Here is a 26545-nt window from a genome sequence, read left to right on the forward strand (position 1 = left end):
TTTGTTATATGCTATTTGCAAGAGATTACCAAATAATTTTGTACAACCTCCTAAAATTCGAAGAATCAGGACTCCTGCTTACCTGCATTATAGTCCAAACTGAAATCGCTCTCCTCAATATACGTCTTCCCTATTGCTTTATACAATACCAAACAATATAATAGTATTGTAGTTTGGTATTTTTGCTTACGTTAGTTAATGTTGGAAACGCACCTCCAAAGTTTCACAAATTGAATAGTCTGCTCCTTAGCCGATTTACCTAAGCCTCTCAAGGTATGGTATCCGGCCGATCGGTATAGCGGGAAACGGCTATGTCTCCCTTTTGGAAAGGAGCAATATTTTAAGCGGTGCATTATTTGTGCCTATTTTGTGATTCTTTCTGCGCCCGCTTAAATTCATTGCCAAGCCCTTTCCGTTTCGGATAGGCTTGGCATATTTTATTGTTGTTTAGAGTTGAAATCGTGACTGTTATGGCAGCACAGATCTATGTCAAGAATACTATTTTGCTAGGAGGAACAATTATGTTAGAACGAATCCATGCCAACAGCGATATTTTGACAAGCGGAAAAATAATGCTATTGGTCGACTGCGAACCCGGCTGTTACACACTAACCGACTTAGAATATTCAGAACACACACTTCAGGAACTCCTTGTTGATACCCATAAAGCCATTCAAGAAGCCATATCGACCAAAAACGACTTTACTTTTGAAGCCTATGTCACTATCCTCGTATCGTTGACAGACAACATTAAAAATATCACGGAATCTCTGCTTACAATCAAAGCAGCAATCCAGGCCGCCAAAAGCGAGCAAGGTACAATTATTTCTGAGTCTTACCAAAAGGAAAGGGTGAGTATACTGCAAAACTGCAAAAAAATTGCAGTAAATCACCCAAGTCATGGAACATAAAAAGAGGACTCCTGACTCATCGACTTTGGTAAATGCAAATGGCCTTGGCTAACCCACAATTTTGTAGGATTGGCCAAGGCCACTTGCATTTATCTAGCCACACTTTCCGGTTCTTTCCGGTTCTTACAATTAATTAACTACAGCTATCATTCGTTGCTACATGCTTAAGATCAAAGGTCAATTGGCTAAACAAAGAAGTCATATTTACCTGCGTTATGGCAATATCCTGAGGAGCAAAAATTGGGAATGAAGAAAAATTGACAATTCCTTTAATCCCCGCCCGAATCAATTGATTTGCAGTTTTCTGGGCATGTGATGGTGGCACAGCCAGTATACCAATAGTAATTTTTCTGCTGCAAATAATATCTTTAATATTTTCAATCGACTCTATTGTTAATCCTAGATTATGTACTGCCATACCTTGATTTTTCTTACCCAGGTCAATAATAGCTGCAATTTTAACTGCCTCAGGCCACAAACGCGGATAACACATAATGGGTACTACTGTCGGCATATCCAAGCCAACCAAGACTGTATTCCAGCTAGTGTCATAACCCAAAATTTCCTCGATTCGTCGAAAAAGGTAGTCAGTTTCATACCCTACCCCTTTAGTACCAAATCCCCCAAAATACGCTAAATCTTTTCTGATGAGATGTGGCGATATACCGGTTCGCCGGCCCAATTCCTTGGAAATACAAACGGTTATACCCTCCTCCTGCATCAGCTTTAAAACGCTGTGATATAAAACCATTCTTTGAATAGTAAGCCTAGATATATCTTCCCGTAACATTGTGTCCCTCCTATCTCTTCAGAAGGAAAATCCTTATTATTTTACTTAATCGATTCAGGTTCCGAAACAGATTTCCAAACATCATTCATTAGGAACAAATTTTTTACTGTTAAAACGAAGGTAATGAGTAGTCCCAACAATAGAAGAGGAAGTATCAACGCGAACATAAAGGTATACTGATGAGCCTGATTTGCATAATCATCTTTAAGAAAGGCTACTATCTGCGAGCCTACGATTCCGCCGCACCCCATGCGACCTTCTTTTCCCACATAGTAACTTTTCTTGCACTTACAAGTAATTTAGGGCACAAGTACAACCAATACAGTGAAGCACTTCTATTGTCTACTGCCGACAACATTTTTTTCGCAACACCTCCCTCTGTGGTTTAATAACAGGCTTATGTCAAAAAGCATTCCTACGTTAAGCCCTCTATTTTGACAATTGTATTTCAACTGTCTCAATATTCTAATTAGCAGCCGATATTTTTATCATTTTATCTTCGCCCATCAAGAGTTGAAGCCGCTGCAATTACACATTCTGCCTTGCAAAATAATAAAGGCCGGACGTCTCCTAATTGGGCAAGGAGGCACCTGGCCTTTAGCGTTAATCAATCCGGGTTCCATATTGCGAATAAAAAACTAAGCCATATGGCATTGGTATTTATCGAGCTATATACTTCACTGCAGCCCCAAAACCCAATCAATAGGACATAACTATCCCGAATATCAATGGTAACGCTCCTTTCCAAAAGGGAGGCACAGTCGTTTCCTACTGCACCCATCGGTTGTCTATCATACCTCAATGGGTTTAGAATAAACAACTCGGAGCTGATGAAATTTAACGATGCACGGAGATCACAAAAGACCACCTGAGCATACATTTACACATTTATGTGAATTGTTGCCCAGACGGTCGACATTGCCTTCAAGAATTTGCACTTCACGTGGTAACCGCCACTTAACCGTCAGTAGCACAAATCTACTATTTGACTATGTACATAGTTTAACAAGCTTTTCAGTAATCGTCAAGACAAATCTTTTGGACAAATATGGGTACCAAAAACAAATATACCTTCGCTTGTACAGGCAAAACTTTACTGTATTTTATATAGGTTTCCAGCAGGACATAGTCTTTGCCATATAGAAGATATTCTTAACCTGCCATGAGAGTAGATATGTTTTTTAACACATTGTATATAGCACGCTAAAATAATGGTTATTGCCAGGAGGAATATAGGAGGATATAGAATGGAAAAAGTCAAGCAGTTTTTTTCTACTAATGATCAATTTGCCAAGCATGTGGGTCTTGAGTTATTAGAAGCCGAGAAGGGTTATGCCCGGGTAAAAATGGTAATCCAGCCACACCACTTGAATGGAGTCCAAACCGTACATGGTGGCGCTATTTTTACACTTGCCGATTTTACCCTTGCGATAGCTTCGAATTCTCATGGTCGTATTGCTATGGGTGTTAATGCCACTATCTCATATATGAAGGCCGTTAGTACCGGAATCTTGTTTGCTGAAGCGCGGGAAGTCTCACTAAATCATAAACTGGGGCATTACCTTGTAAATATTTATGATGAGCAGCACGAACCAATAGCTTCGTTTCAGGGAATGGTATATCGGAAAGAAGCACAATTAACCTTCGAGGGTTAATTTTTTTTAAAAATTCTGCAGGATTTTGGAACGCTGCAGGATTTTTTTATTTGGCTACGGAATAGTATATTACTTTCAAATTATGGCATTGTTTTATTTTTAAAAATTAGAGGTGATACTGAGATGAGTGGAAATTACGCTGATGAGATTGACTACAAAATTTTCGGCTCAGAAATGCAGTTTGTGGAAGTAGAACTTGATCCTGACGAAAGTGTGATTGCCGAAGCGGGAGCCATGATGTACAAAGATAGCACCATCAATATGGATACCATATTTGGTGATGGCTCGGCAAAAAGCAGTCAGGGCGGCTTTTTCGATAAACTGGTTGGCGCCGGTAAGCGCTTACTTACCGGTGAAAGTTTGTTTATGACAGTATTCACCAATAAAGGTCGTAACAAAGGAAAGGCGGCTTTTGGCGCACCGTATCCTGGAAATATAATTCCTGTTCACCTGCCGGAAATCGGCGGTACAATTATCTGCCAAAAAGACAGTTTTTTATGTGCAGCCAAAGGCGTTTCTGTCGGTATTCACCTGCAACGCAAAATTATGACAGGCCTGTTTGGCGGCGAAGGCTTCATTATGCAAAAACTCGAAGGCGATGGCCTAGCCTTTATGCATGCTGGCGGAACCATCGTGGAACGCCAACTTCAGCCTGGCGAGGTCCTACATGTTGACACCGGCTGCGTGGTGGCTTTTGAACCTAGTGTGCAATTTGAAATACAACAGGCCGGCAATGTGAAAACTGCGTTATTGGGCGGTGAGGGCTTATTCTTTGCCGTCTTGAGCGGGCCAGGTAAGATATGGTTGCAGTCCTTGCCTTTCTCCCGCTTAGCTGGCAGGATGCTGGCTGCAGCACCGAAACAAGGCGGTTCGAAAGAAGAAGGCAGCATCCTTGGTAAAACGGTTTTAGGCGGAACTGTACTTGGCGGCCTGGGAAGCTTCCTTGGCGGCGACGACAACGACTAATTTTGCGAAGGTTTGGCTCAAAGAGGAATCGCGGGGGCGGTTCCTCCTTGATTTTTTATAAAAGGATTTGACGCTTATGAAATACTTAGATATTCGAATGTCCTATAAAATATTCTTAGTTATTGTAGTTATGTCCCTTTTCCTTGGCATAGTAGGTTTTTCCGGATTTATCGCTATTAAAGAACTTTCCCGCAATATGGAGATTATGTATAATAAACGGGTCGTTTCCTTGGAAATGCTGGGACAATGCCGAATTCTCAGCAAAAATATCGAGCTAACTATGCTAACTATCATTACAAACAGGACAGATAGCCTAGAACGCAACTGTAGTAAAGATGCTGTTATACAAAACCTAGAGGAAATTGACCGGTTGCTTGCCGGATTGCATGATAACTCCCTGGATGCGCAGGAACAAGCTTCCATTGATCAACTATTGGTACAAAGCTATATTTATCACAATGGCCTAAGTACTGTCCTCCGACTGATCAATGCCGGGGATTTTGTTTTGGCCTCCAGCTATTACGAAGAAAACGTCAAAGGTTACGCCAAGCACATAGATCGTACCCTTTGGCAAATGATGAGCCAAAATCAGTTTTTGGCCGATAAGCAAAACATAGCTGGACAGCAACTAGTGAACCGGTTTTCTACTGGCATTATACTTCTTTCCATTGTTTTTGGTTTTATAGCTATTCTTGCAGGAATACGATTTACGAAAATGATCACCCATCCGATCAATGAGATGGTACGCCAGGTTGAGCAGGTTGCCTCAGGAAATGTAACTGCGTTAAGTAATTATGTCCCAATAGATACTACTGATGAAATAGGCCGGTTATCCCGTAGTTTTTACCATATGGCAAACACATTAAAAGCTTATGTACAAGAAATTATCACGGTAAATGAGCAACTCTTGAAAGTTGCCTATCAGGATGCGTTGACTGGCCTGCCCAATCGCCGGTATTTTTTCGAACGGTTAAATAAACTTTTTTCAGAAAAAACAACACACCATCTGGCACTCTTATTTATTGATTTAGATCGTTTCAAATATATCAATGACACCTTGGGACATCATGTCGGTGACCAGATATTAGCTGCTGTTGCCGAACGGATGGCGGCCTGTTTGCCTGACATAGACACCCTGGCCAGATTAGGTGGCGATGAATTTATCTTATTATGCCAAAATATTACGAATGAACAACAGGCTGCTACGCTGGCAGAGCAAGTCGTCGCCATATTTGAGCAGCCTTTCTCAGCCCAGGCTAACGCCTTTTATATCACCTGCAGTATAGGCATTAGTTTATATCCGCAGGACGGCAAAGACATGGACTCCATTTTGCGGGCTGCCGATACGGCTATGTATGCTGCCAAACAACGCGGCAACAATAGTTTTCATTGCTACACAAGAAAAATGCAGCAAAAAGTTCTTCGCCGGATGGAATTGGAAAACATTATTCATCAAACCATTGAAAAGGATGGCTTTCAAGTTTATTATCAGCCCCGGGTTACTAGTAACTCCGGGCAAATTGTGGGAATGGAGGCCCTACTGCGTCTACCCTATAACGGCGGTTTTATTTCGCCGGCTGAATTTATTCCAGTTGCTGAAGAAACCGGGCTTATTCTTTCTTTAGGAGCGTGGGTCCTGCGGACTGCCTGTAGACAAAATAAGCAATGGCAGTTAGCCGGCTATCCGCCGCTGCGAGTTTCCGTCAACCTCTCTCCCAACCAATTTAACCAGAAAGATTTGCTGCTTCAAATCAAAGAAACCCTTACAGAGACAGAACTTGCCGCTTGTTGGCTAGAACTTGAAATTACCGAAGGGGCCTTTATGAACAAAGCAGCGGCAACACTGAAAACATTTGCAGATATAAAAAGTCTGGGAATCCAAATATCAATTGATGATTTTGGAACAGGCTATTCTTCTTTAAGTTATTTGAAACGCTTTGATATTGACTGTTTAAAAATAGATAAATCCTTTGTGGATGAAATTGGCCAGGATTCCAAAGACTCCAGCATTGCCCACACAATTATTAGCATGGGCAAAAGCCTGCATATGATGCTTGTAGCCGAGGGGGTTGAAAAGCAGGAGCAATTGGAGTTTCTACAAAAACACAATTGCGATCAAATACAGGGATATATTTTTTCCCGGCCTCTGCCGCCTACCGAATTTGAGAAGCTATTGCAAAAACAGGTTCGATTCATTTAGAAAAAACCTCCTGCGGCTACCCAACCGGGTAACCGCAGGAGGTTTTCATATATAATCAAACACCGCTATAAGGATTCAATAACTGGTGCCATAAAGGTTGCAGGCTTTTCAATAACTTCTGTCGGCAAGCCCATGTTATCTAACAACTCGATAAATGGCCTGGGATCCAGCTCTTCTACATTTACCATGTGTTTTACGTCCCAGTCGCCACGGGCAATCAGGATGGCTGCCGCGACCGGGGGAACCCCTGCCGTATAGCTGATCGCCTGAGATTCCACTTCGTGGTAACACTCGGCATGATCGCAAATGTTATAGATAAAAATTTCGCGTGGTTTATTGTCTTTGGTTCCCTTAATAAAATTGCCAATGCAGGTTTTACCGACATAGTTAGGCGCGAGGGAGGATGGGTCCGGCAACAACGCTTTTAGTACTTTAAGCGGTGCAATCTCCACACCTTCAGCTATTTTAAGCGGTTTTTCCGAGGTCAAGCCAAGGTTGGTCAAAACCGAAAACACATTCAAATAATGCTCGCCAAAGCCCATCCAAAAACGAATGGAATTGGCATCAATATTCTTAGAAAGAGAATGCAGTTCATCATGGCCTGTCAAATACACCGGACAATTGCCTACAACCGGAAAATCATAGTCCACTTTTATCGCGTGTACTTTTTGCAGCACCCATTTGCGATCAATCCAGGTCCATACTTTTCTAAATTCCCGGAAGTTGATCTCCGGATCAAAGTTGGTGGCAAAAAACTTACCATGGCTGCCGGCATTAACATCTAAAATATCAATGGTATCAATCGTATCAAAATAGTCCTTTTGGGCCAACGCACACCAGGCATTAACCACTCCGGGATCAAAGCCAATCCCTAAAATCGCGGTAACACCTTTTTCCGCACACCGCTCCTTGCGTTTCCACTCGTAGTTGGCATACCAGGGCGGATTTTCACATACTTTGTCCGGATCTTCATGGATAGCAGTATCCATATATACAACACCAGTTTCAATGCACGCTTCCAAAACCGTCATGTTAACATAGGCCTGACCAACATTAATAACGATTTCCGATTTAGTATCTTTGATTAACTGAATCAAAGCTGGAATATCCATCGCATCCACTGAACGTGAGTATAGCTTTTTTGTTGTATCCTTCAGATGATTTTTACGTAATACACTTTCAATAATCGCATCACATTTTTGCTGGGTACGCGAAGCAATGCAGATATCACCCAATACATCATTGTTCATTGCACATTTATGGGCAACTACATGACCCACGCCACCAGCACCGACAATTAAAACGTTTTTTTTCATTTCCTTCTCCTCTACTCGTAAATTTGAATTAGGACAAACTATTTGTAAAATCTGTATAACTAAATTTGCGAATAACCTCTATTGACCCATCCAGCCTGCGCACAGCAATTGCAGGCATTTGTAGTCCATTAAACCAATTCTTCTTTACCATAGTATAACCAGCTGCATCGGCAAACCGAATTTCACTGCCGATTTCCAGCTTATTTTCAAATTGGAAGTTGCCAAAAACATCGCCTGCCAGGCAAGACCGCCCAGCTACTATGTATTTATGCTTCCCGGCATCGCCTGAATCAATTTTGGCTGACAACCGGTATATCAATAAGTCCAGCATATGTCCCTCGACAGAAGCATCAACAATAGCAATATCCATATCATTATGCACCAAATCAACCACACTGGTAACCAGTTCTGCACAGCCGGTAATGGCGCTTTCTCCTGGTTCTAAATACACCTGTACATCGAACTCGCGCGCAAATTCTGCCAGCCTTTGGCTAAACTTTTCTACCGGGTAGCCCTCTTTGGTGAAATATAAGCCACCGCCAAGACTTACCCACTGCAGTCGTTTAAGCATATCCCCATAGCAGTCACCAATTATATCCAGTTGCTGACAAAAGGTATCAACATCATCATTTTCACAGTTATAATGAAATAGAAAACCACTAAGGCGATGTATTTGTTTTGCCAGCTCATCTTTATCCACTACGCCCAGCCGCGAATGCTTGCGCGCTGGATCGGCCAGATCAAAATGTGAGTAACTGATTCCCGGATTGACACGCAAACCAAGTTTAGCTGACTTGGCGATATCGTAATATCTGTCTAGCTGGGAAACCGAATTAAAAATGATTTTGTCGGCAAATTTAGTGACAGCCAGGATATCCTCTGGAGAATAGCCCACACAATACGCATGAGTTTCCTTGCCGAATTTTTCAAACCCCAGTCGTGCTTCAAACAGCGAGCTTGAAGTTGTGCCATCCATATACTGCTTCATCAGCTCAAATACACTCCAGGTGGAAAAGCACTTTAGCGCTAGTACCGCCTTAGCTCCCGCAAGCTCACGCACCTGCTGAATGATCTTTAGGTTGCGCAGCAGCCTTTTCTCATCAATAAGGTAATAGGGTGTGGGAATTTTCATTGCATCAGGCTCCTACTTCTGAATGATGTCCTAAATTTAGTATAATTAATCTACTTAATAATAATAATAACCGAAAATAAGCCGCCTTGCCCCTAATAATCCGACCAGCAAATTATTAGGGACAAAGCAGCAGAAAAAAGCATGTTTTTTCCATCGATTACTATTTCTGCATCCTACTTTTATCTATGACTTTAATAATAGCAAAAAACAATGCATTTGTCGAATATTCTTTGAAAATGACCAGATTTTAGCGATAAACCTCGTTTCACAGCAAAATTCCAGGCTCTCTAGCTATCGCTATCCCATCATGCCTCACCGCACATAAGCCTTAGCGCCACTGAAGCTGCGGCTCATGCATCCTGCCTGGCTGCTATTGGGGAGTTAGATTTTTATCAATAGGCTGCTACTTCTTCTGATTTATTTGTTTAATCAAGAAGGCATGCAGGATTTTATACACACATGCAGAAACAATATACAAAAGATAAACCCGTCTTTACGCAACACCGCCCTGTATGATCGATTTTATAAAATACCTATAATGGAGGGATTACGATGTTCGCACTTAACTTTATTTCGGAACACAACAAACAGTTATTACTGTCGCGCCAGAAGAGCACGACAATTCGTCCAGGAGATATCAGAGATAGCTATCCTGAGAATTCAATTGTTTGGGTTACTTTTGGTAAAAGATATGGCCAGAAAAAGCGACTGTTTAAAGCCATCATTGATAAAGTACTCACAAAAAAATACAGTGATTTGACAACAAGTGAATTGTCTCATCAAAATCCGGAGATTCAAACTGCCGAGGAACTTATTCGTATCTTTGAAGAGATCTACGAAAGACAAATCCATATTGACGATGTGGTTACCGTAATTCATTTTTCAGAAATAATAGAATAACACTGCAAAATGTAAAAAGGCTTAACTCCTTCAATCCGGAGCTAAGCCTTTTTGATTAACCAAGCGCCAAGCTTCCTCTGGAGAGACATAAAAGCCCAGCAAAATGAACCTCCCTTAGGAAGGCACATTTTGCTGGGTTTTATTATTGACCACCACAAGGGGACTATCACCCACTATGGTTACAAACTACAGGGAGAAACGCCGTCGCAAATTCATGTACCAGCGCCGCCGGCTCCTGGCAGGTCATGGCCTCTGACATGGTGCAGCAACCTTTCGCTCCACTTTCCAATATCTCCTTCACGTTGTTGCTGGCAATCCCGCCAATGGCAAAAACCGGCAGGGAAACTGCCTGGCAGACCTGCCGCAAAAAGGACAACCCACGGGGCGGGATTTCTTTTTTGCAATCTGTGGCATAAATATGTCCAGCCACAATGTAAGCCGCCCCCAATGCCTGTGCTTCCTCAGCTTCTGCAACCGAGTGGACCGACGCCCCCACAAGTAAGGAATGCCCTCCCTTCTGATAGGCTCGCAAAGCCGGCAGCGACAATTGCAAATGGGTAAGCTTCATTTTCTCGGCAACCGTGCTGTTTTGATGGAGAATCAGGAGCACTCCATAGCGGTCACATATTTCTTTCACTTTCCAGGCCAACCGCTCATAGGACGGTAAATCCAAATCTTTTTCCCGCAGCAGTACCGCATAGGGCTTTGCCTGGGCTAATTGCTGAATGCGGTACAAAAAATTCTCTTGGCACAGCTTGCGCTGAGTCACACAAATCAACATATGCGCTCTACACTCTCACATAGTCGGTATAAACCGGTTGGAGCCCTCTGCCAAGAATCATCTGATGAACCTCTACTACACTGCGTGGATCGGCAATCTCAAATTGCTCGTCGCCTTTTTCTTCTGCAGTATGACCCCCGACACCAACACTAACTCCGGCCGAGATTTTGGTAGCCGCCATACCAATGACATGGTCGCGAAACCCGGCGCGCTCCCGGGTGGAAATTGTTATTCCCGCAAAAGGCATGAATAGGCGATATGCCAGCATGACCTGCAAGAGTTGCCGTTCGTGAACATCATTGGAATTGTTCTCAGCATTATTAATAAAAGGCCGCAAGCGGGGAGTCGAAAAAGAAATTTCTGCATGGGGATATTTCTGCTGCAGAAAGTAGGCGTGCAGACCAACAGCAAAGGCATCCTTCCGAAAGTCACCCAATCCCAGCAATGCACCAAAAGCTACGCCCCGCATTCCTCCCCGCAGAGCCCGCTCCTGGGCATGAAAGCGATAGGGATAAATTCGTTTCGGTCCACGCAAATGAACCTGCTCATATTTGTCTGTATTGTATGTCTCCTGATAAACGCAGACAAAGTCGGTCCCGCATGCATGCAAGTACTCATATTCATCGCTGTTTAAGGGGTAAATCTCAATCCCAACCGTCGAAAAATAGCGGGCCGCACATTTGACGGCCTCCCCAATATAGTTAACTCCTGACTGATGGCGGGATTCGCCGGTGAGCAGCAGAATTTCTTTTAATCCTGTTGCAGCGATCGCTTTTAGCTCCGCTTCGATTTCCGTTAAGGTCAGCTTTCCTCTGTTGATCCGATTGTGGCAGTTAAAGCCACAGTAGACGCAATGATTCTCACAATAGTTGGCAATATACAGCGGTGTAAACATCTGGATCGAGTTGCCAAAATGCCTCCGGGTCGCCGCAGCGGCTTTCGCAGCCATTTCCTCCAGATAATCCGTGGCTGCCGGAGACAAAATTGCCGCGTAATCTTTAATCGAAAGCCGCTCTTGCCGCAGTGCTCGCTGTACATCAGCACCAGTAACCTGCTGATAATCATACGTTTCCACCAAAGCACTGACTTTTTCCATCAAGTCTGAGTCAATAGCCTCCATCCCTTCCAGATATGCCATATGATTTTCCCGGCCTGTCATTATCATCACTCCTCCAAAAATCCAGTCAACGGGCTAGATGCCTCCGCCTGACCAGTCAAAATACGCCCCAGACCGGCTAGATACGCTGCCCGCCCTGCCTCAATGGCCTGTTTGAAAGCGCTTGCCATTTGGGCAACATTGCCTGAGGTAGCAATAGCCGTATTACACATCACCGCGTCCACACCCATTTCCATCGCTTCACACGCTTGCGATGGCCGGCCGATTCCCGCATCGACAATGATTGGCAGCTCGATTTCCTCCACCAGAATACGGATGAAATCTTTGGTACACAGCCCTTTGTTGCTGCCGATCGGCGCCCCCAGGGGCATGACTGAAGCCGCCCCGGCATCAACCAATGCGCGGGCGGCATTCAGATCCGGATACATGTAAGGCATAACAATGAATCCTTCTCTGGCCAGAATCTCCGTAGCCTTGATTGTTTCGTAGTTATCTGGCAGCAGGTATTTAGAATCATGAATGACTTCCAGTTTGATAAAGTCCCCGCAGCCTATTTCCCGGGCCAGCCGGGCAATCCGAACGGCTTCCTCGGCGTTTCTGGCACCGGAAGTGTTCGGCAAGAGCGTAATCTCCTTAGGAATGTATTCCAGGATATTCTCCTGGCCCCCGACATTGGCACGGCGCAAGGCAAGTGTCACCATTTCCACTTCACCATGTTGTATCACCGCCTGGGTCATTTCAAGGGAAAACTTACCAGATCCCAGAATCAACCGGGACTTAAATTCATGTCCTCTAATTACAAGCTGATCGTTCATACGAAGCACCTTCCTCATATTTCTTCCCTTCCCACTAACAGCCGCAAAATCATATTGGCCTGATGTCCAGCACAAATCTGGACTCTGGGAGCCATTAATCCTGAGCCGATTCCGGCGCCGTTTTCAAGGTCCCCACACACATACAGCCGCTTAAGCGGTCTTGTTGTTTTGATCAAATTGGAACTCGCAAACCCGGCCATGCCCGAAGCGGCAACAATCTTGGTATCCGGCAGTTTCTCCAAGGCCGTATTCACCAGCATCGCTTTAGCATCTGGCTTATCAAAAGCCTCACACAAAATTTCGTAGCCGCAGAACAATTCGGTCACGTTGCCTGCTTCTACCCGTACGGTACGGGTTTCGATTTGAATGAACGGATTAATTTCTGCCAACTGGCTTTGCAAGGCCAGGGTTTTTGTCATCCCCAGATGGCGAATGTAGTAGCTTTGCCGGTTCAAATTGCTGGGTTCAACAATATCAAAATCAACCAACAGCAACTGCCCAACGCCAATTCTCGCCAGCATAACCGCAATATTGGAACCCAGCCCTCCTAATCCAGCAATGGCTACGCGACCCTGTTTCAACTTTTTATGTACTGTTGGAGTATGCCGGGCCATCATCATGCTTTCCAGTTCGTCCTGGGCAGGCATAGTGCCTTTACGGATGATTGTCAAGGTATCCTCTTCCGTCAAAGGACAGTCACTGTCAATCTGAAAGCCATTTAAAATAACAATGTCGGTATCATTTCCCAGCTGCGCTCGTGCTTCAAAGGCAGTACGACAAGCGATACACTGCTTTTTCCCATTGACCTCAATCTGCATCTTCAACCACCTCCTACAAAGCGAACGATTTCCAGCCTATCTTCATTGGAAAGCCAGATGTTTTCATACTCCGCTTTGGGAACAATCTCCCCGTTGCGCTCCACCGCAATTCTTTTGCAATCAAACTGCTCTGCCGTTAAGAACTCGAATAAAGTTTGCTCTTGTTCCAGCAGTACCACCTTACCGTTTAGTTTCATTGCTTCCCCCCCTTTTTTTGCTGACATAAAAAAACACAAAATGAGATTGACACCCTTTCGGTGGTGTCCCCCATTTTGTGTTTTTTTTCAATTTTTAATCAATATAACAATAACACGTTCCCTGCTACAAATCAAGTGTCCGGTTTTAGTTACTTATAGTATCTCATATGACAAGCGCGGCACTTATCTAAGCTGTGCAGCAATATCATATCTGCCAATTTCTTTGAGTTTTTCTCTTGCCTCTTCTATTGTTTTGCCGAGTATTATCTTCTTCATATCCTGCGTAGTTATCAAGACATATTCGCCATTGAAATCAGCTATTTGCTCACTCATATCACTATTGACCCAAATAGTCGGAGCCCCAGCCATAGAAATACCCCCTCTTTCATTTTTATCTTAACCTTCGACGAAAGTTAAAGCTTTCCTGCAAATGGCCTTACATATCATGGAATTTGTAAATAGTAGTGCGGAAATATATTGACAACCATCCATTAGGTGACTATAATAACGATAATAAAATAAATTTACCGGTGATGACGGAAAAAAGTAATTCAGTACTTTCATTCAGAGAACTAGTGGTTGGTGCGAACTAGTTGAAACTACCGGGTGAAGTTCCTTCCCGAACCGCAGGCTGAAAATTATAGTAGGCCGTGCCGTAATGTCTACGTTACAGACTTAAAGTAGATCTTAGGATTAAAACAGGGTGGTACCGCGGCTTTTTCGCCCCTTAGGTACTCCCTTTTTTTATTTGCTTAAGATCCGAATTGGGTGGTACCACGGTAACTATCGTCCCTCGGCCAGAGGGGCGATTTTTTTCTTTTATAGCTGGCATAAAAGAAAAAAGCACGAAAATTCTATATTTCAGGAGGTTATTATGCATATTCCTTTCATCATTGTTTGCCTGTACATCGTCCTATTATTTTTGATAAGTTATTATGCTAAACGTCGCTCTGCTGGCAGTGCAACAAACTATGTTCTTGCCGGCAGACAGCTTACTACCCCACTCATTACCGTATCGATTGTGGGGCTTGCCGTTGGCGGCGCATCCACAATCGGTGTAGCCGAACAAGCCTATAAGGTCGGCCTTTCTGCCGGTTGGTATACCACTGCCTGGGGGCTGGGCGCCATTGCTATGGGTATGCTGGTGGCCAAAAAATACCGTCAATTAAATATCACCACAATCCCCGAATTACTGGGCCGCTATTATGATAACAAAGGAATGATCGCCGGAATCGCCTGCCAAATAGTCATTCAACTGGTGATAATGTCCCTCCAGTACGTAGCTGGCGGCAGTATCCTTTGTGCCCTAATGCCCGAAATTTTCACCCTAACCTCAGGTATGCTGACAAGCGCGGTTGTATTTATTGGGATTACATCTCTTGGCGGCATGTGGTCTGCCAGCTTATCCAATCTTTTAAATGTTAGCTTAAAGTATATCGGTATCATCCTCGCCACAATTGTCGGAGTAACCCATGCCGGTGGTCTGACAAATATTAAGACGCAGCTGCCAGCCAATGTACCCTACATGGATTTTTTTGACGGTGTCGGCCTTGTCGGCATTATTACCTGGATTGTGGTATTAGTAACTGTCAACCTGTCACTCCAAAGCATTATTCAGATATCATTGGGAGCCAAAGACGTACGGACAGCACAGCGCGGCTTTATTATCGGCGGATTGATGATGCTGCCTATCGGCTTCGTTAGCGCCTTAATGGGAGTCATGGCTAAATCCATGTTCCCTGATGTCACTCCGGCCTTGGCACTCCCGATGACGATTATGTCCTTAGACCCCGTTCTTGCCGGTATCACTCTGGCTGCGCTGTGGGCAGCCGACGTATCCACCGCCTGCAACCTGCTGCTTAGCTCAGCAACCTTGTTTTCACAGGATATTTATAAGAAATTCTTTAACCCTGCCGTGAGTGAAAAAAACTTTCTCAGAGTCACCAAAGGGGCTGTAGTATTCCTCGGCTTACTTACCCTGATGTTAGCCATGACCATCAGCGGTATTATTAATACCCTCATGATTGGTCTTAGCCTTACTGCTGCCTTCAGCGTTATTGTATTGTTTACCCTTTTCGCACCGCGTCTTTGCCGGAAAAATTCCGCCTTTTATACAATATTGACCGGTGTGGCCGTATTAATTTTATGGCAAACCACCCCAGCCATCCGCATCTTCCCCCATGTTATCTATCTTGAGTGGCTGGCCTGCCTTAGCACCTTTTTCTTAACCTATCTGCTTGACCGGGCACCAATAGCCAGCAGCGAATGTGGCTGATTGTTTTTTAGGCTGTTACAACCATATTTCCTGACAGTTTCATTGTGAAACTGCTAAAAAGACAATTTGTGAAACTGAAATAATGCATATGATTATAGACCTAAATATGCTTTTTCAACTTCAGGGTTTTTTAAAAGATTTTTGCCTGTTCCAGATAAAACAATATGTCCCAATTCAATGACATGAGCATGATAAGCAGTTTCCAAAGCTAAGGCGGCATTTTGCTCAACCAGCAAAATAGTTTTTCCTTGGTTGATAATTTCTTTAATAACCTTAAAAACCTCTTCCACCATAATGGGTGCAAGACCCATTGAGGGCTCATCCATCAGCAGCAGTCCAGGATTAGCCATTAAAGCCCGCCCCACAACCACCATTTGCTGTTCACCGCCGGAAAGAGTGCCCGCCAATTGACCAAGGCGATCTTTCAGTTTGGGAAACAAACTGAATACCCAGTCATAATCGCGTTTAATACCGGCTTTATCTTTGCGTGTATAAGCTCCTAATTGCAAATTTTCGGCAGTTGTCATATCAGGGAATACATGTCGACCTTCAGGAATAAGCGAAATTCCCCTCCGAACAATTGTCGCTGGAGAAAGTTGGGAAATATCTTCTCCATTCCACAATATTTGCCCGGTAGTTGGCTTCAATATTCCAGCAATACAATGTAAGGTAGTTGTTTTACCGGCCCCATTAGCTCCAATCAAGGTAGTTATCTTTCCAGTTTCAGCTCTAAAAGTAATATCATGGAGAACTTCCGTAGCTCCATAACCGGCTTTAATTCCTTTTAATTCAATCATTCATGTCTCCCTCTTCCCCAAATAGGCGCGAATTACTTCGGGGTGAATGCGAATATATTCCGGATTACCTTCCGCGATTTTTTTACCATGATCCAATACAGAAATAGTATCACATATATTCATGATTAATTTCATGTCATGTTCAATAAGTATGATCGTATAACCGTTCTCACGCAAAGTCGACACAAATTGTAATAAATTTGCTTTTTCTGTGGGGTTCATTCCTGCGGCAGGTTCATCCAGTAAAATCAGTTTGGGTTTTGCTGCTATGGCTCTGGCAAATTCGATTAGCCGCTGCTGACCGTAGGAAAGATTTTTTACAATTTCCGCGGCTTTGGCTTCCAACCCCACAAAGGCCAGTGCTGTCAACGCCTCCTCCCTGGTTTTCTTTTCCCAATTACGAGCAAATTCAGTATTTAGGATAATAGAAAAAACAGGCGTAGGAGTATGCACATGTTGACCAATCATAACATTTTCTAAAACTGTCATATTTTTAAACAACCGAGTGTTTTGAAAGGTACGGGCAATGCCCATTGATACAAGCTTATGGGGTTTTTGGCGGGGCAAAAGCTTTCCTTTCAATAAAACACTGCCCTGATCAGGACTAATCATCCCGGTTATAACATTAAAGAGTGTTGTTTTTCCGGCACCGTTAGGACCAATAATCCCGTGCACTGTACTTGCAGTGACGGAAATTGATACCTTGCTCAATGCCTGCAATCCGCCAAACCACTTTGAAATATCATTTATGTGAAGCATTGGAGATGTATTCATAATTTCCTCCTATGGACGTCCTGACGGCTTGACGGTATTTAGCCGTGCAACAATACGTATTTTCCTTTCTTGTATCAGTCCCGCCAATCCCTGAGGCATATAAATTACGGTAAAAATCAGAATAACCCCGTAAATGATCAGTCGATAAGCCTGAAAAGCGCGTAATGCTTCCGATAAAACTGTCAGCATAAATGCCCCGATAACAGCTCCTGCAATAGACCAGCTGCCACCGATGACCGACATACACAAAAATCCCACTGAATCCTCAAAAGTGAAATTATCCGGACTGGCAACACCTGAAAAACATCCGTATAACGCACCGGCAATTCCGGCATACATCGCACTGATAATAAAGGCTGCTATTTTATAGCGGTTTACCGGTACACCCATAGCTTCTGCCGCCAATTCGTCTTCACGAATAGCAGAAAACGTGCGCCCAATTTTTGATTGAGCAAGACGGTACGCAATATATGTCCCCAGAAGCAGGAAACTCATAATTAAATAATAAAAGTCTTGTTCGGAAGATAGTTGTATGCCAAAAAATTCTGGCAGCGGGATTCCGGTCAGTCCAGCTGCACCCTTAGTTACTGGCGTCCAATTTAACAATATTAGGCGAATAATCTCACCGAATCCAACAGTTGCCAACACCAAATAAGGGCCTGATAATTTCATGGCCGGAATTCCGATAACAGCGCCACCGACAGCACAGGTAATCAATACCAACGGCAATGTCAGCCAAAAACTAAATTGCAGATTAAACATGAGCAGAGCCGATACATAAGTTCCGATGGCAAAATACCCTGCTTGCCCCATGGATACCTGCCCCGTATAGCCGAAAAGCAAATTCAAGCCAAGAGTTATCAACGTATAAATACCCGCCAAATTAATAATGTGCAAATAGTAATTGTTAGTAAGAACCATTGGCACAAGACCTATCAGTACAACAACAACTAGAAAAATTTCTTTGGCGCTACTTAGTACTTTACTCATCAGTACACCACCTAGTTAAACTTTTTGTCTTGTTTTTTGCAAAAATAAACCGGTAGGTTTGAGCCACAGTACAAGAATGAGCAGAGCAAAGGTAATTGCATCCCGGTAACCGGAACTAATTTGACCACCAGCTAATGACTCTATAACTCCCAGAAAGAAGCCTCCCGCTATAGCTCCGGGAATGCTTCCCAAGCCACCAATTACTGCGGCGACAAAACCTTTTAGACCGATTCCCACACCCATATTAAATGTTATAAAAAATACAGGAGCAACTAATATTCCTGCTGCAGCACCTAAGGCAGAGCTTGCCGCAAAAGCTATTGCATCACTTCTTTCCGCATCAATGCCCATTACTATTGCTGCATAACGGTCTTGCGCCACGGCCCGTAAAGCCCGCCCTTCGGTTGTGTATTTTAAAAAAACCTGCAAAATCAGCATAAGCAGAATTCCAATAGCAATAATCAAAATGTCCTGTGGTGTAATACTTAACATACTAAATTGGATTGGGTTATTACTAACAGGCGATGGAATGATTTGTGCATCCGCTCCCCAAATGACAAGCGCTATATTGCGCATAATAATAGCTACCCCCAGTGTGGCGATAACTACGTTAATTTCCGGTGCTTGCCTTTTCTGCAGTGGACGGAGAATGAAGAATTGCACCATAATTCCTATCACAGCCAAGGTAATCATAGAAATACATAAGGATACGCTGAAGCCGAAATTCATAATCTGGAAAAAAGTAAAACCAAGAAACGCTCCCAGCATTACAATATCACCCTGAGCCCAATTCAATACGCCGGCTGAAGCGTATGTCAGGCTAAAACCTAAAGCTACCAGCGCATAAATCGCTCCAATTGGTAATCCATTTAAGATGTATTGCATGATCACTTCTCCTGATACTTTATTTGATGAAGCCTGCCAAACACCTGATTAATTCGTTGAAACGGTTTGAATCAGTTCATACATATTGCCTTTAATTGCGGTAATTAACAAATGCTTACCGATGTCGTTACCCTTGTCATCAAACTGGGGATTTCCCGTAACAAGTTTCAACCCTGTTGTTTTTGCGATAGCATCCCTTAAAGCATCCGGTTTGTTGCTATTTGCCTTCTTTACCGCATCTGCAAGTATATACACTGTATCATACGCTTGAGCAGCATGAGGAATAGGATCTTCCTGATACTGATTTTTGTACTTATTTACAAACTCGCTAACTTTTGGGTCAGGAGAACCAGGCAAGAATGTTTGAGTGAGAATCAGTCCCTGTACCGCATCGCCGCCCAATTCAATTAACTTTTGCGCCGCCATTCCGGAAGCACCGAACAGTTGCACATTCAGTCCGAGCTGTTTCGCTTGTTTGGCAATCAGTGCGGCATCGTTATATAATCCCCACATGAAAATAGCTTGCGCTCCGCTGTCTTTAATGGAAAGAAGCTGAGGTTTAAAATCCTTGTCGCCGTTATTATACGTAGACTTATTAGTAAGCTCCAAACCTTCTTTTTGTGCAGCGATAAGCAATAGTTTTTCACCGCTTTGTCCGTAATCGTCAGCTGCAGTTAAGGTAGCGATTTTCGTTACCTTGGTAACATCCTTAGCATATTTTAGAAGTGCATTTGCCTGAAATTCATCATTAACAGCTGTGCGGAAAATCCACTTATTGCCTTGCTCTGTAATCGAAGCTCCTGTAGATCCTGCTGTAAGCTGGGGAATACCGCTTCGTTGCGTAATAACCATATCTGCCAGGGTTGCCGAGCTGTGAATAGCTCCGATAATTACATTTACTTGTGATTGCTGAATCAGCTTGTTAGTTGCACTGGCCGATTTGGTAGGATTGCCTTCATCATCTTCAAAATAAGCTTCCACTTTCCAGTCACCGGCCAGCTTTTGAGCATTAATCTCATCCACCGCCAATTGAATTGCTTTCCGCTGTCCCTGACCTAATTGGGCCGCGCCGCCGGATTCAGGACCGATAACGCCGATTTTGAGAACCTTTTGTGATTCTGTATTGCTGCACCCGGTTAGACCTACTAAACTGGTGACAACCAAAAGAACAACCAGTATCATCCCGACAATTTTTTTGTTTTTCATACGTTTTTTCTCTCCTTTACTTTTTGTTGGACTAATTTTGCTGAAGCTGTATAATCACCTGAATCAAATGGTTTACCAAATGTTTATGATATTTTTCGCCTTTTTCAGCCGAGGCTTTGCTGGGTTTGCCTGTAGTACCGCCTGCGGCATCAATAGAGTTTCTCATGTCTTTGACAGTGCTGGGAACATAACACAAAGTATCGCCGGTGAAAGACGGATCACAGGAATAAAGAGAATTTTCAAGCACCGGATTGTCAACAGCCTTACTCATATCAACCAAATTCGGATGCCTGTACAACATATGAGATGTTTCAATTTCGTCCGAATGACCTACCGATTCAAATTGAAGGTCATCCATAATGTCTTTGGACATAAACGCCGGATCAAATAACACCACTTTTACTCCTAATTGACGTTGGGCTTTTTCAGCAGCCACTTGCATCCAGGCAATATTAACTATACGATGTCCGTTAATGATGACAAACTTTTGAAAGCCGTGAACCTGCAGCGAATCAATAATATCATATAAAACCTCAATCAAAACTTCAGGACGGAAGGTTATCGTTCCAGGAAGCGCCATATGGTGGGGACTCCAACCAAACCAAAGGGGTGGAGCAACAACTGTTTTTGTTTGTTGTGCAGCATCTTCGGCCAGCGACATAGCTACCATAGTATCAGTCCCTAGTGGCAAGTGATAGCCATGTTGTTCCGTACTTCCCACTGGTATAATGATGACATTTTTTCCGGTTTTTCGAAGTTCATCTAATTCTTCCCAAGAATTTTCTTGTAACCAAATACTCAAAACAATTCATCCTCCTCACACCATCTGTCTCCAAGTAATTTGAAATAAGCCCTATAAGGTATAATACTGATCTGGCCGGAGTGTCCAAATGCTGGATTACCAAACAACCTGACAGGCATTTAGCCCGTCTTAGTTGGAAAAACAATAATAAACTTTGTTCCCTGACCGTCCTCTGATTGTACTTGAATGGTTCCTGCATGCCGCCGTACAATTCCTGCACAAACAGAAAGCCCCAACCCTGTACCGTTGGCTTTCGTAGTAAAGAAAGGGTCAAATATTTTATTCAGGTACTCTTTGCCAATGCCACAGCCACAATCCTTGACAAATAAGTGCACCATATCGTCCCTGACACTCGTTTCGATAGTAAGGATTCCATGCCCGCTCATAGCTTCCAGACCATTCCTAACAAGATTCAAAATCAATTGTTTAATTTCTTTGTCATCTAGTAATAGATCAGGACACCCCTTGTCTAACACTATTGCCAGTTCAATATCTCGTTTATTTGTATCACTTAATATAAGGGGAGTAATTTGCTTTATGATAGTATTCAAATTTTGCGATTTTCGCTCTATTGCCTTGTTGTTAGCGAGGGAAAGAAAATTGGTAATAAGCTGCTCGACTCGCTCCAATTCATTCAAAACAATAGTAAATTGTTCTATCATATCACTCGGTACCTTGCGGCTAAAATATTGCAAGTAGCCTTTAATAACTGTCATAGGATTTCTAACTTCATGTGCTACCCCTGCGGCCATTTCATTTACCAAATTGAATCTATCTAATTTTGCTATTTCCGCTTTCATGCGTTCATATTCCGTAATATCGTAAAACACTCCCATAGCACCAATAGTATTTCCGTCTTTATCGAGTATAGGAACGGCATTGGAGACGACCACCCAATCCAGACCGGTTTCAATGCAATTTAATATTTGTTTTCCATTGAGAGCACTATAAACAGCGGTACTTTCCCAAGCCACTCCCAAACACCCTGAGATATATCTACCTGATCTACCGATACATTCTTCTTTTTTTAAACCCGGGAGAAATCTTTGAATGTAAGCCGAGTTAATAGTCTCTATAATTCCTTCCTTATCCAATATATAAATGCCAAGAGGGCATAATTCAATCAATTGGTTTAGTTGTCTAGACCAGCTTTTAACTTCCGATTGGGCCTTTTTCATTTCATCTATGTCTTGAGCATAAACTATTAAACCGTCTTCTACTGGACACGCTCGGATTTCTAGCCATTTCTTTTGAATAGTAGCAAAGGTTTCAAAACACACCTCTTTACGTTCCGATATTGCCTTATGATATTCATGATCAAGTCTATTCCCAATAGCTTCTGGAAATATGTCCCATATTACCTTACCTAAGAGTTCTTCACGGCTATAACCCCATAATACTTCTGCAGCAGAATTAATGCAGGATAATCTCCAATTCTTGTCATATGCATAAATCGGTATACCAATATTTTCAATAATATCGCTAAGCTTTGGCCCCGAGCTCTCGCTAAGCATACATTTTTCGCCCTCCTACACACTACCCCGACTTTATCGATACAATATCTGTATGGTAATTATATTCCTGGAATATTATCTATTTCCTCCCAATGTATTACAAAAAATGACTTTTTTTTATAATTTATCTCTATCTCCCCAAACCAGCGCCATTTCTCCTGGCTTTAGCCTCTCAAGAAGAAGCAAAGTCGAGTAGAAGCGCACCTCGCGGCGCGCTTCTACTCGACTTTGCTTACACACTTTACTTGACAAGCGAAGGGAAGCAACGGGACGTTCGAAACCACTGAAAAACCCTTACTTTTACGCAGTAGCTCTCTCTTGAAACCTCATATCTACCCTTTTGATAAAAACGAACAAAGTTGCATGAATAAAGAGAGAAGTAGACTTGCTATTCTCTTTAGATTTACCGCCAACTCCTGAAAAGTTTTCAAGCTCATATCTGCTTTTTAGCTGACTGTATTTAACTTCAATTCCCCAGCGTTTACAATAGAGAACTTTGAAATCATCAGTAGTTAGTTCCACATTCATAATATTGGTAATTAGCTTTCTACTTCACCAGTTGGCAGAATAACGCTAATGATGCTCAGCTTATAAACAGAGCCATCTGGCTATAATCACCATTAAGGGAGTGTTCGAAAATGGGATCACAGTACACCAATGACCAGCGAAAAGAGATTATTCAACTTCATACAGAAGGCGGTTATTCAACACGACTTCTGGCTAATAAATATCAAATTGGCAGAACGGCTATCCAGTCATAGTTGCGAGCATACCGTAATGAAACTGGCGAAGCGCCACAACCTCAAAATCGAAATATTGTAAGATGCTCGAAGAAAGCACTTGCCAAAAAGACAATGATTAAAATCGCTGTTGATTTTCACTTGCGAGTTGGTGTTAGAAGTTAAATCTGTCAAATTCTTTTAGAAACAGTGAAATAGCAGGATTAGGATTATCTCTTTTCCAGTAGGCTGCAACATTTCCATAAGAGTCGTTGCCATTCATTGCCACGAAAGCAATATCATTACGCAGTATTTGACAATATACTGGATCAAAGTGAAAGTACGCAATACCTGCTCCTGCTGCGACATACCAAAATACAGTCGTTACATGAGAAGGACAGATAGCGATATTAGGGGTAAATCCTCGCATATTGCATTGCTGAATAAACCAATCAAAACCCTGTGGGAACTCAGATTGGGCCTGAATAATAAAACGCTCATCTTTGAGGTCTGCAAGATCAAGTGAGTATTTGTTAGCATAAGGGTGCTTGCGCTGTAGCAAAAAAACCAGACGGGATTTGCGTATATGCCGTGTTTTAAATTTAGACTTTAACTCATTGCCCATAAAGGGTTGAAACCCGATGTCAATTTCCTGGCTTTCCAGGAGATTATTAATCATTAGTATGGGAAGTATGCTAATATCCAAAGTGATGTGTGGAAAAAGAGCCATAAAATGTTTAGAGATTTTTGGCAAAAAGGAATATTCAAATCCAACACAACCAATTTTTAGTTTTCCCCAGCATTCAATCTGTGAATTACGTGTTTTTTCAAACACTTCATTGATTTTATCAAGAAGAGGAACGGACTCTTTATATAAGGTGAAACCAGCAGGCGTTAAGCGTACGAAATGATGGCTGCGGATAAATAACTGTACGCCCAAATGCTCCTCAAGTTCAGCGATGTGTTTACTTAAGGCGGGTTGGCTAATGTAGAGATGCTCAGCAGCCATGGTAAAATTTAAGTATTTGGCAAGAAATATGAAGGAACGTAAGAATCGAATATTTTCCATGTGATTTGCCCTCCGTTTACGGTAATGCTCATCGTCTGCTTTGATTCATCCAGGTGAGTTTATAGTGAATATATGTGTATACTAATATTCACTATAGGTTGCACTTGGAAAAATGTCAATAATTAGCCGATTATATCTTAAAAAAACGGGTTAATTCTAATGGTTGAATGATAATGGTTCGCGCCAAATTCTTGAAGCAAAAAGACAATTTTTTTAAAAGACTATGTAACATAAGAAGATGATTTCTGTACTGAACAGGAGTCATCTTTTTTAAATGCCATTGATAGCTGTAGTTATTTTAATAGATAAGGTACAATAAGTTTCGCAAATTGAAATACGGCTAAAAAAGAGGACAAGTTTGCAGTTCCCCGGTAAAATGAAGTCACCACACACCATTTACCGAAAGGGGAAGAGCAAACATGTCCAAAGAAATTATACAGTTGAATGAAGAAATCATCAAGGTAGAACTGAAGGAACTGGTGCGTAGCAGCGTGGAGGAAACGCTCAATAACTTGCTGGATCAGGAAGCCAAAGACCTAACCCAGGCGGCCCGATATGAGCGTACTGAAACCCGTCAAGGTTACCGCTCCGGTCACTACGACAGGCGGTTGACTACTACCTCCGGCGATGTCACGCTGAAAGTTCCCAAGCTCAAGGGCATTCCTTTTGAAACCGCCATTATCGAACGCTATCGCCGGCGGGAAAGTTCCGTAGAAGAAGCGCTCATCGAAATGTATCTAGCTGGCGTATCCGTCCGGCGAGTGGAAGACATCACCGAGGCTCTGTGGGGCAGCAAGGTATCGCCGTCCACCATCAGTGAGTTGAATAAGAAGGCCTATGTCCACATTGAAGAGTGGCGCAGTCGGCCGCTGCAAAGTGGTAAGTATCCCTATGTTTACGTCGACGGCATTTACTTACGCCGCAACTGGGGCGGTGAATATGAGAATGTGAGCGTATTGGTGGCGATTGCCGTCAACGAAGACGGCTACCGTGAAGTGCTGGGAGCGGCCGAAGGCATGAAAGAAGACAAAGTCAGTTGGCTGGAATTCTTCAAATGGCTGAAAAGCCGCGGTTTAACAGGCGTCCAACTGATCATTGGTGATAAATGCCAAGGGATGCTGGCAGCGGCAAATGAGGTCTTCCCCCAGGCCAAATACCAGCGCTGCACTGTTCACTTTTACCGCAATGTCTTTTCAGTTGTTCCCCGCTCCAAGGTCAAAACGGTTGCGAAAATGCTCAAAGCGATTCATGCGCAGGAAAGCAAGTCCGCTGCCCGGGAAAAGGCGGCACAGGTAGCAAAAAGCTTGCGCGACATGAAACTCAAAGAAGCGGCGGCCAAAATCGAGGAAAGCATCGAGGAAACGCTTGCTTATGCCGACTTTCCCGGCGAGCACTGGACAAGAATCCGGACTAACAATGTGATTGAGAGACTCAACCGGGAGATCAGGCGGCGAACCAGGGTCGTGGGTGCTTTCCCGGATGGGCAGTCCGCTCTGATGCTGGTCTGCGCCCGCCTTCGCCACGTTGCTGGAACCCAGTGGGGCAGTAAAAAGTATATGAATATGAAACATCTAGAAAATACCGACCCTGAGTCGGATTTTAGTGATGACTGATTTTACTACCTAGGACTGCAAACCTTTTTGCGAAACTTTCTTGACACTACCTTTTAATACGTATTCTTTTTTAGAATAGTGCAATAATTTTTTATTATTTCCGTTTAAGATTTAAGAAAATTATAATCAAAGCTGTAATTACTTTATTATGAAAATTAAAAAATTCGGGGGAGGTAGAAAGAGCGGCTGATTATTTAATATATTACGCCTAGGCCATCAATCACTGCGGCTACAAAAATTTACAGGAGGTATTCAAAATGAAAACACCATGGAATTGTACAATGAGCATTTGAACAGGCTTAC

Annotated in this window: 26 protein-coding genes, 1 pseudogene, 3 riboswitches and 1 other annotated feature; of the genes and pseudogenes, 8 read left to right on the top strand and 19 right to left on the bottom strand. The window is 43.0% G+C overall.

Features of this window, described 5'->3' with window-relative positions:
- The first annotated feature begins 230 nt into the window (after window positions 1–230).
- Window positions 231–349: riboswitch (molybdenum cofactor riboswitch) on the top strand.
- Window positions 350–521: 172 nt separating this feature from the next.
- Window positions 522–911: a hypothetical protein gene (locus SALPA_RS07890; RefSeq protein ID WP_145091997.1), complete on the top strand. Its 390-nt coding sequence runs from the start codon at window positions 522–524 to the stop codon at window positions 909–911.
- Window positions 912–1044: 133 nt separating this feature from the next.
- Here SALPA_RS07890 and SALPA_RS07895 read toward each other — a convergent pair whose 3' ends face one another.
- A complete protein-coding gene (locus SALPA_RS07895; protein WP_145092000.1) occupies window positions 1045–1701 on the bottom strand; it encodes a redox-sensing transcriptional repressor Rex in 657 nt (218 codons plus the stop codon).
- Between the two features lie 721 nt (window positions 1702–2422).
- Window positions 2423–2540, bottom strand: a riboswitch (molybdenum cofactor riboswitch).
- A gap of 56 nt (window positions 2541–2596) precedes the next feature.
- Window positions 2597–2683: riboswitch (ZMP/ZTP riboswitch) on the bottom strand.
- Between the two features lie 265 nt (window positions 2684–2948).
- Here SALPA_RS07895 and SALPA_RS07900 point away from each other — a divergent pair.
- The 3 genes from SALPA_RS07900 (at window position 2949) to SALPA_RS07910 (ending at window position 6522) form a co-directional block, all read left to right on the top strand.
- Window positions 2949–3356, top strand: coding sequence for a PaaI family thioesterase (locus SALPA_RS07900; RefSeq protein WP_145092003.1), 408 nt, complete (start codon window positions 2949–2951; stop codon window positions 3354–3356).
- 123 nt (window positions 3357–3479) lie between these two features.
- On the top strand, window positions 3480–4322 hold the full coding sequence (locus SALPA_RS07905; protein ID WP_255450989.1) for a TIGR00266 family protein: 843 nt from the start codon (window positions 3480–3482) through the stop codon (window positions 4320–4322).
- Window positions 4323–4398: 76 nt separating this feature from the next.
- The gene (locus SALPA_RS07910; protein WP_145092006.1) at window positions 4399–6522 is read left to right on the top strand and encodes an EAL domain-containing protein; all 2124 of its coding nucleotides are present in this window, start codon (window positions 4399–4401) and stop codon (window positions 6520–6522) included.
- A 65-nt stretch (window positions 6523–6587) separates the two neighbouring features.
- Here SALPA_RS07910 and SALPA_RS07915 read toward each other — a convergent pair whose 3' ends face one another.
- Both SALPA_RS07915 and nspC read right to left on the bottom strand, forming a co-directional pair.
- Complete coding sequence (locus SALPA_RS07915; RefSeq protein WP_145092009.1) at window positions 6588–7838, bottom strand: saccharopine dehydrogenase family protein; 1251 nt, start codon at window positions 7836–7838, stop codon at window positions 6588–6590.
- Window positions 7839–7866: 28 nt separating this feature from the next.
- Window positions 7867–8970, bottom strand: coding sequence for a carboxynorspermidine decarboxylase (gene nspC, locus SALPA_RS07920; RefSeq protein ID WP_145092012.1), 1104 nt, complete (start codon window positions 8968–8970; stop codon window positions 7867–7869).
- A gap of 552 nt (window positions 8971–9522) precedes the next feature.
- On the opposite strand from nspC, the gene SALPA_RS07925 reads away from it, so the two are divergent.
- Window positions 9523–9870, top strand: coding sequence for an ASCH domain-containing protein (locus SALPA_RS07925; protein ID WP_145092015.1), 348 nt, complete (start codon window positions 9523–9525; stop codon window positions 9868–9870).
- 166 nt (window positions 9871–10036) lie between these two features.
- Here the strand turns inward: SALPA_RS07925 and SALPA_RS07930 are convergent, their stop codons facing one another.
- From SALPA_RS07930 to SALPA_RS07955, 6 genes are all read right to left on the bottom strand, one after another.
- A complete protein-coding gene (locus tag SALPA_RS07930) occupies window positions 10037–10651 on the bottom strand; it encodes a thiamine phosphate synthase (protein ID WP_145092018.1) in 615 nt (204 codons plus the stop codon).
- 7 nt (window positions 10652–10658) lie between these two features.
- Window positions 10659–11810 (bottom strand): 2-iminoacetate synthase ThiH, encoded by a 1152-nt coding sequence (gene thiH / locus SALPA_RS07935; RefSeq protein WP_255450992.1) that lies wholly within the window; start codon window positions 11808–11810, stop codon window positions 10659–10661.
- A 5-nt stretch (window positions 11811–11815) separates the two neighbouring features.
- Window positions 11816–12583, bottom strand: coding sequence for a thiazole synthase (locus SALPA_RS07940; RefSeq protein ID WP_145092024.1), 768 nt, complete (start codon window positions 12581–12583; stop codon window positions 11816–11818).
- A gap of 14 nt (window positions 12584–12597) precedes the next feature.
- Window positions 12598–13401: a sulfur carrier protein ThiS adenylyltransferase ThiF gene (gene thiF / locus SALPA_RS07945; protein WP_145092027.1), complete on the bottom strand. Its 804-nt coding sequence runs from the start codon at window positions 13399–13401 to the stop codon at window positions 12598–12600.
- Between the two features lie 2 nt (window positions 13402–13403).
- The gene (gene thiS / locus SALPA_RS07950; protein ID WP_145092031.1) at window positions 13404–13598 is read right to left on the bottom strand and encodes a sulfur carrier protein ThiS; all 195 of its coding nucleotides are present in this window, start codon (window positions 13596–13598) and stop codon (window positions 13404–13406) included.
- Between the two features lie 183 nt (window positions 13599–13781).
- Entirely contained in the window at window positions 13782–13967 is a 186-nt protein-coding gene (locus tag SALPA_RS07955; RefSeq protein ID WP_145092034.1) for a hypothetical protein, read from the bottom strand.
- A 155-nt stretch (window positions 13968–14122) separates the two neighbouring features.
- Window positions 14123–14329, top strand: a binding site (T-box leader).
- Window positions 14330–14472: 143 nt separating this feature from the next.
- On the opposite strand from SALPA_RS07955, the gene SALPA_RS07960 reads away from it, so the two are divergent.
- A complete protein-coding gene (locus SALPA_RS07960; RefSeq protein WP_145092037.1) occupies window positions 14473–15873 on the top strand; it encodes a sodium:solute symporter family protein in 1401 nt (466 codons plus the stop codon).
- A gap of 92 nt (window positions 15874–15965) precedes the next feature.
- On the opposite strand, the gene SALPA_RS07965 is transcribed toward SALPA_RS07960, so the two are convergent.
- The 8 genes from SALPA_RS07965 to SALPA_RS30200 form a co-directional block, all read right to left on the bottom strand.
- The gene (locus SALPA_RS07965; RefSeq protein WP_145092041.1) at window positions 15966–16670 is read right to left on the bottom strand and encodes an ABC transporter ATP-binding protein; all 705 of its coding nucleotides are present in this window, start codon (window positions 16668–16670) and stop codon (window positions 15966–15968) included.
- Window positions 16671–17444, bottom strand: coding sequence for an ABC transporter ATP-binding protein (locus SALPA_RS07970; RefSeq protein WP_145092044.1), 774 nt, complete (start codon window positions 17442–17444; stop codon window positions 16671–16673).
- A gap of 9 nt (window positions 17445–17453) precedes the next feature.
- A complete protein-coding gene (locus SALPA_RS07975; RefSeq protein ID WP_145092047.1) occupies window positions 17454–18434 on the bottom strand; it encodes a branched-chain amino acid ABC transporter permease in 981 nt (326 codons plus the stop codon).
- Between the two features lie 15 nt (window positions 18435–18449).
- A complete protein-coding gene (locus tag SALPA_RS07980; protein WP_145092052.1) occupies window positions 18450–19319 on the bottom strand; it encodes a branched-chain amino acid ABC transporter permease in 870 nt (289 codons plus the stop codon).
- A 48-nt stretch (window positions 19320–19367) separates the two neighbouring features.
- Complete coding sequence (locus tag SALPA_RS07985; RefSeq protein WP_145092055.1) at window positions 19368–20525, bottom strand: ABC transporter substrate-binding protein; 1158 nt, start codon at window positions 20523–20525, stop codon at window positions 19368–19370.
- 31 nt (window positions 20526–20556) lie between these two features.
- Window positions 20557–21327 carry a creatininase family protein gene (locus tag SALPA_RS07990; RefSeq protein ID WP_145092058.1) on the bottom strand — a complete coding sequence of 257 codons (771 nt, stop codon included), beginning with the start codon at window positions 21325–21327 and terminating at the stop codon, window positions 20557–20559.
- Between the two features lie 119 nt (window positions 21328–21446).
- Window positions 21447–22841, bottom strand: a complete 1395-nt coding sequence (locus SALPA_RS07995) for an ATP-binding protein (RefSeq protein ID WP_145092061.1) — start codon at window positions 22839–22841, stop codon at window positions 21447–21449.
- A 300-nt stretch (window positions 22842–23141) separates the two neighbouring features.
- The gene (locus tag SALPA_RS30200) at window positions 23142–23369 is read right to left on the bottom strand and encodes a hypothetical protein (RefSeq protein ID WP_222427907.1); all 228 of its coding nucleotides are present in this window, start codon (window positions 23367–23369) and stop codon (window positions 23142–23144) included.
- Between the two features lie 110 nt (window positions 23370–23479).
- On the opposite strand from SALPA_RS30200, the gene SALPA_RS31410 reads away from it, so the two are divergent.
- On the top strand, window positions 23480–23602 hold the full coding sequence (locus SALPA_RS31410; protein WP_255450999.1) for a hypothetical protein: 123 nt from the start codon (window positions 23480–23482) through the stop codon (window positions 23600–23602).
- Window positions 23603–23735: 133 nt separating this feature from the next.
- Here the strand turns inward: SALPA_RS31410 and SALPA_RS08000 are convergent, their stop codons facing one another.
- Window positions 23736–24629, bottom strand: coding sequence for a LysR family transcriptional regulator (locus tag SALPA_RS08000; RefSeq protein WP_145092064.1), 894 nt, complete (start codon window positions 24627–24629; stop codon window positions 23736–23738).
- Window positions 24630–24759: 130 nt separating this feature from the next.
- A pseudogene (locus SALPA_RS33185) lies at window positions 24760–24921 on the bottom strand (hypothetical protein); the annotation flags it as partial.
- Window positions 24922–25048: 127 nt separating this feature from the next.
- On the opposite strand from SALPA_RS33185, the gene SALPA_RS08005 reads away from it, so the two are divergent.
- Window positions 25049–26242, top strand: a complete 1194-nt coding sequence (locus SALPA_RS08005; protein ID WP_145088854.1) for an IS256 family transposase — start codon at window positions 25049–25051, stop codon at window positions 26240–26242.
- Window positions 26243–26545: the final 303 nt, after the last annotated feature.

The sequence above is a fragment of the Sporomusa sp. KB1 genome, assembly GCF_007830295.1.
Lineage (GTDB): Bacteria > Bacillota > Negativicutes > Sporomusales > Sporomusaceae > Sporomusa.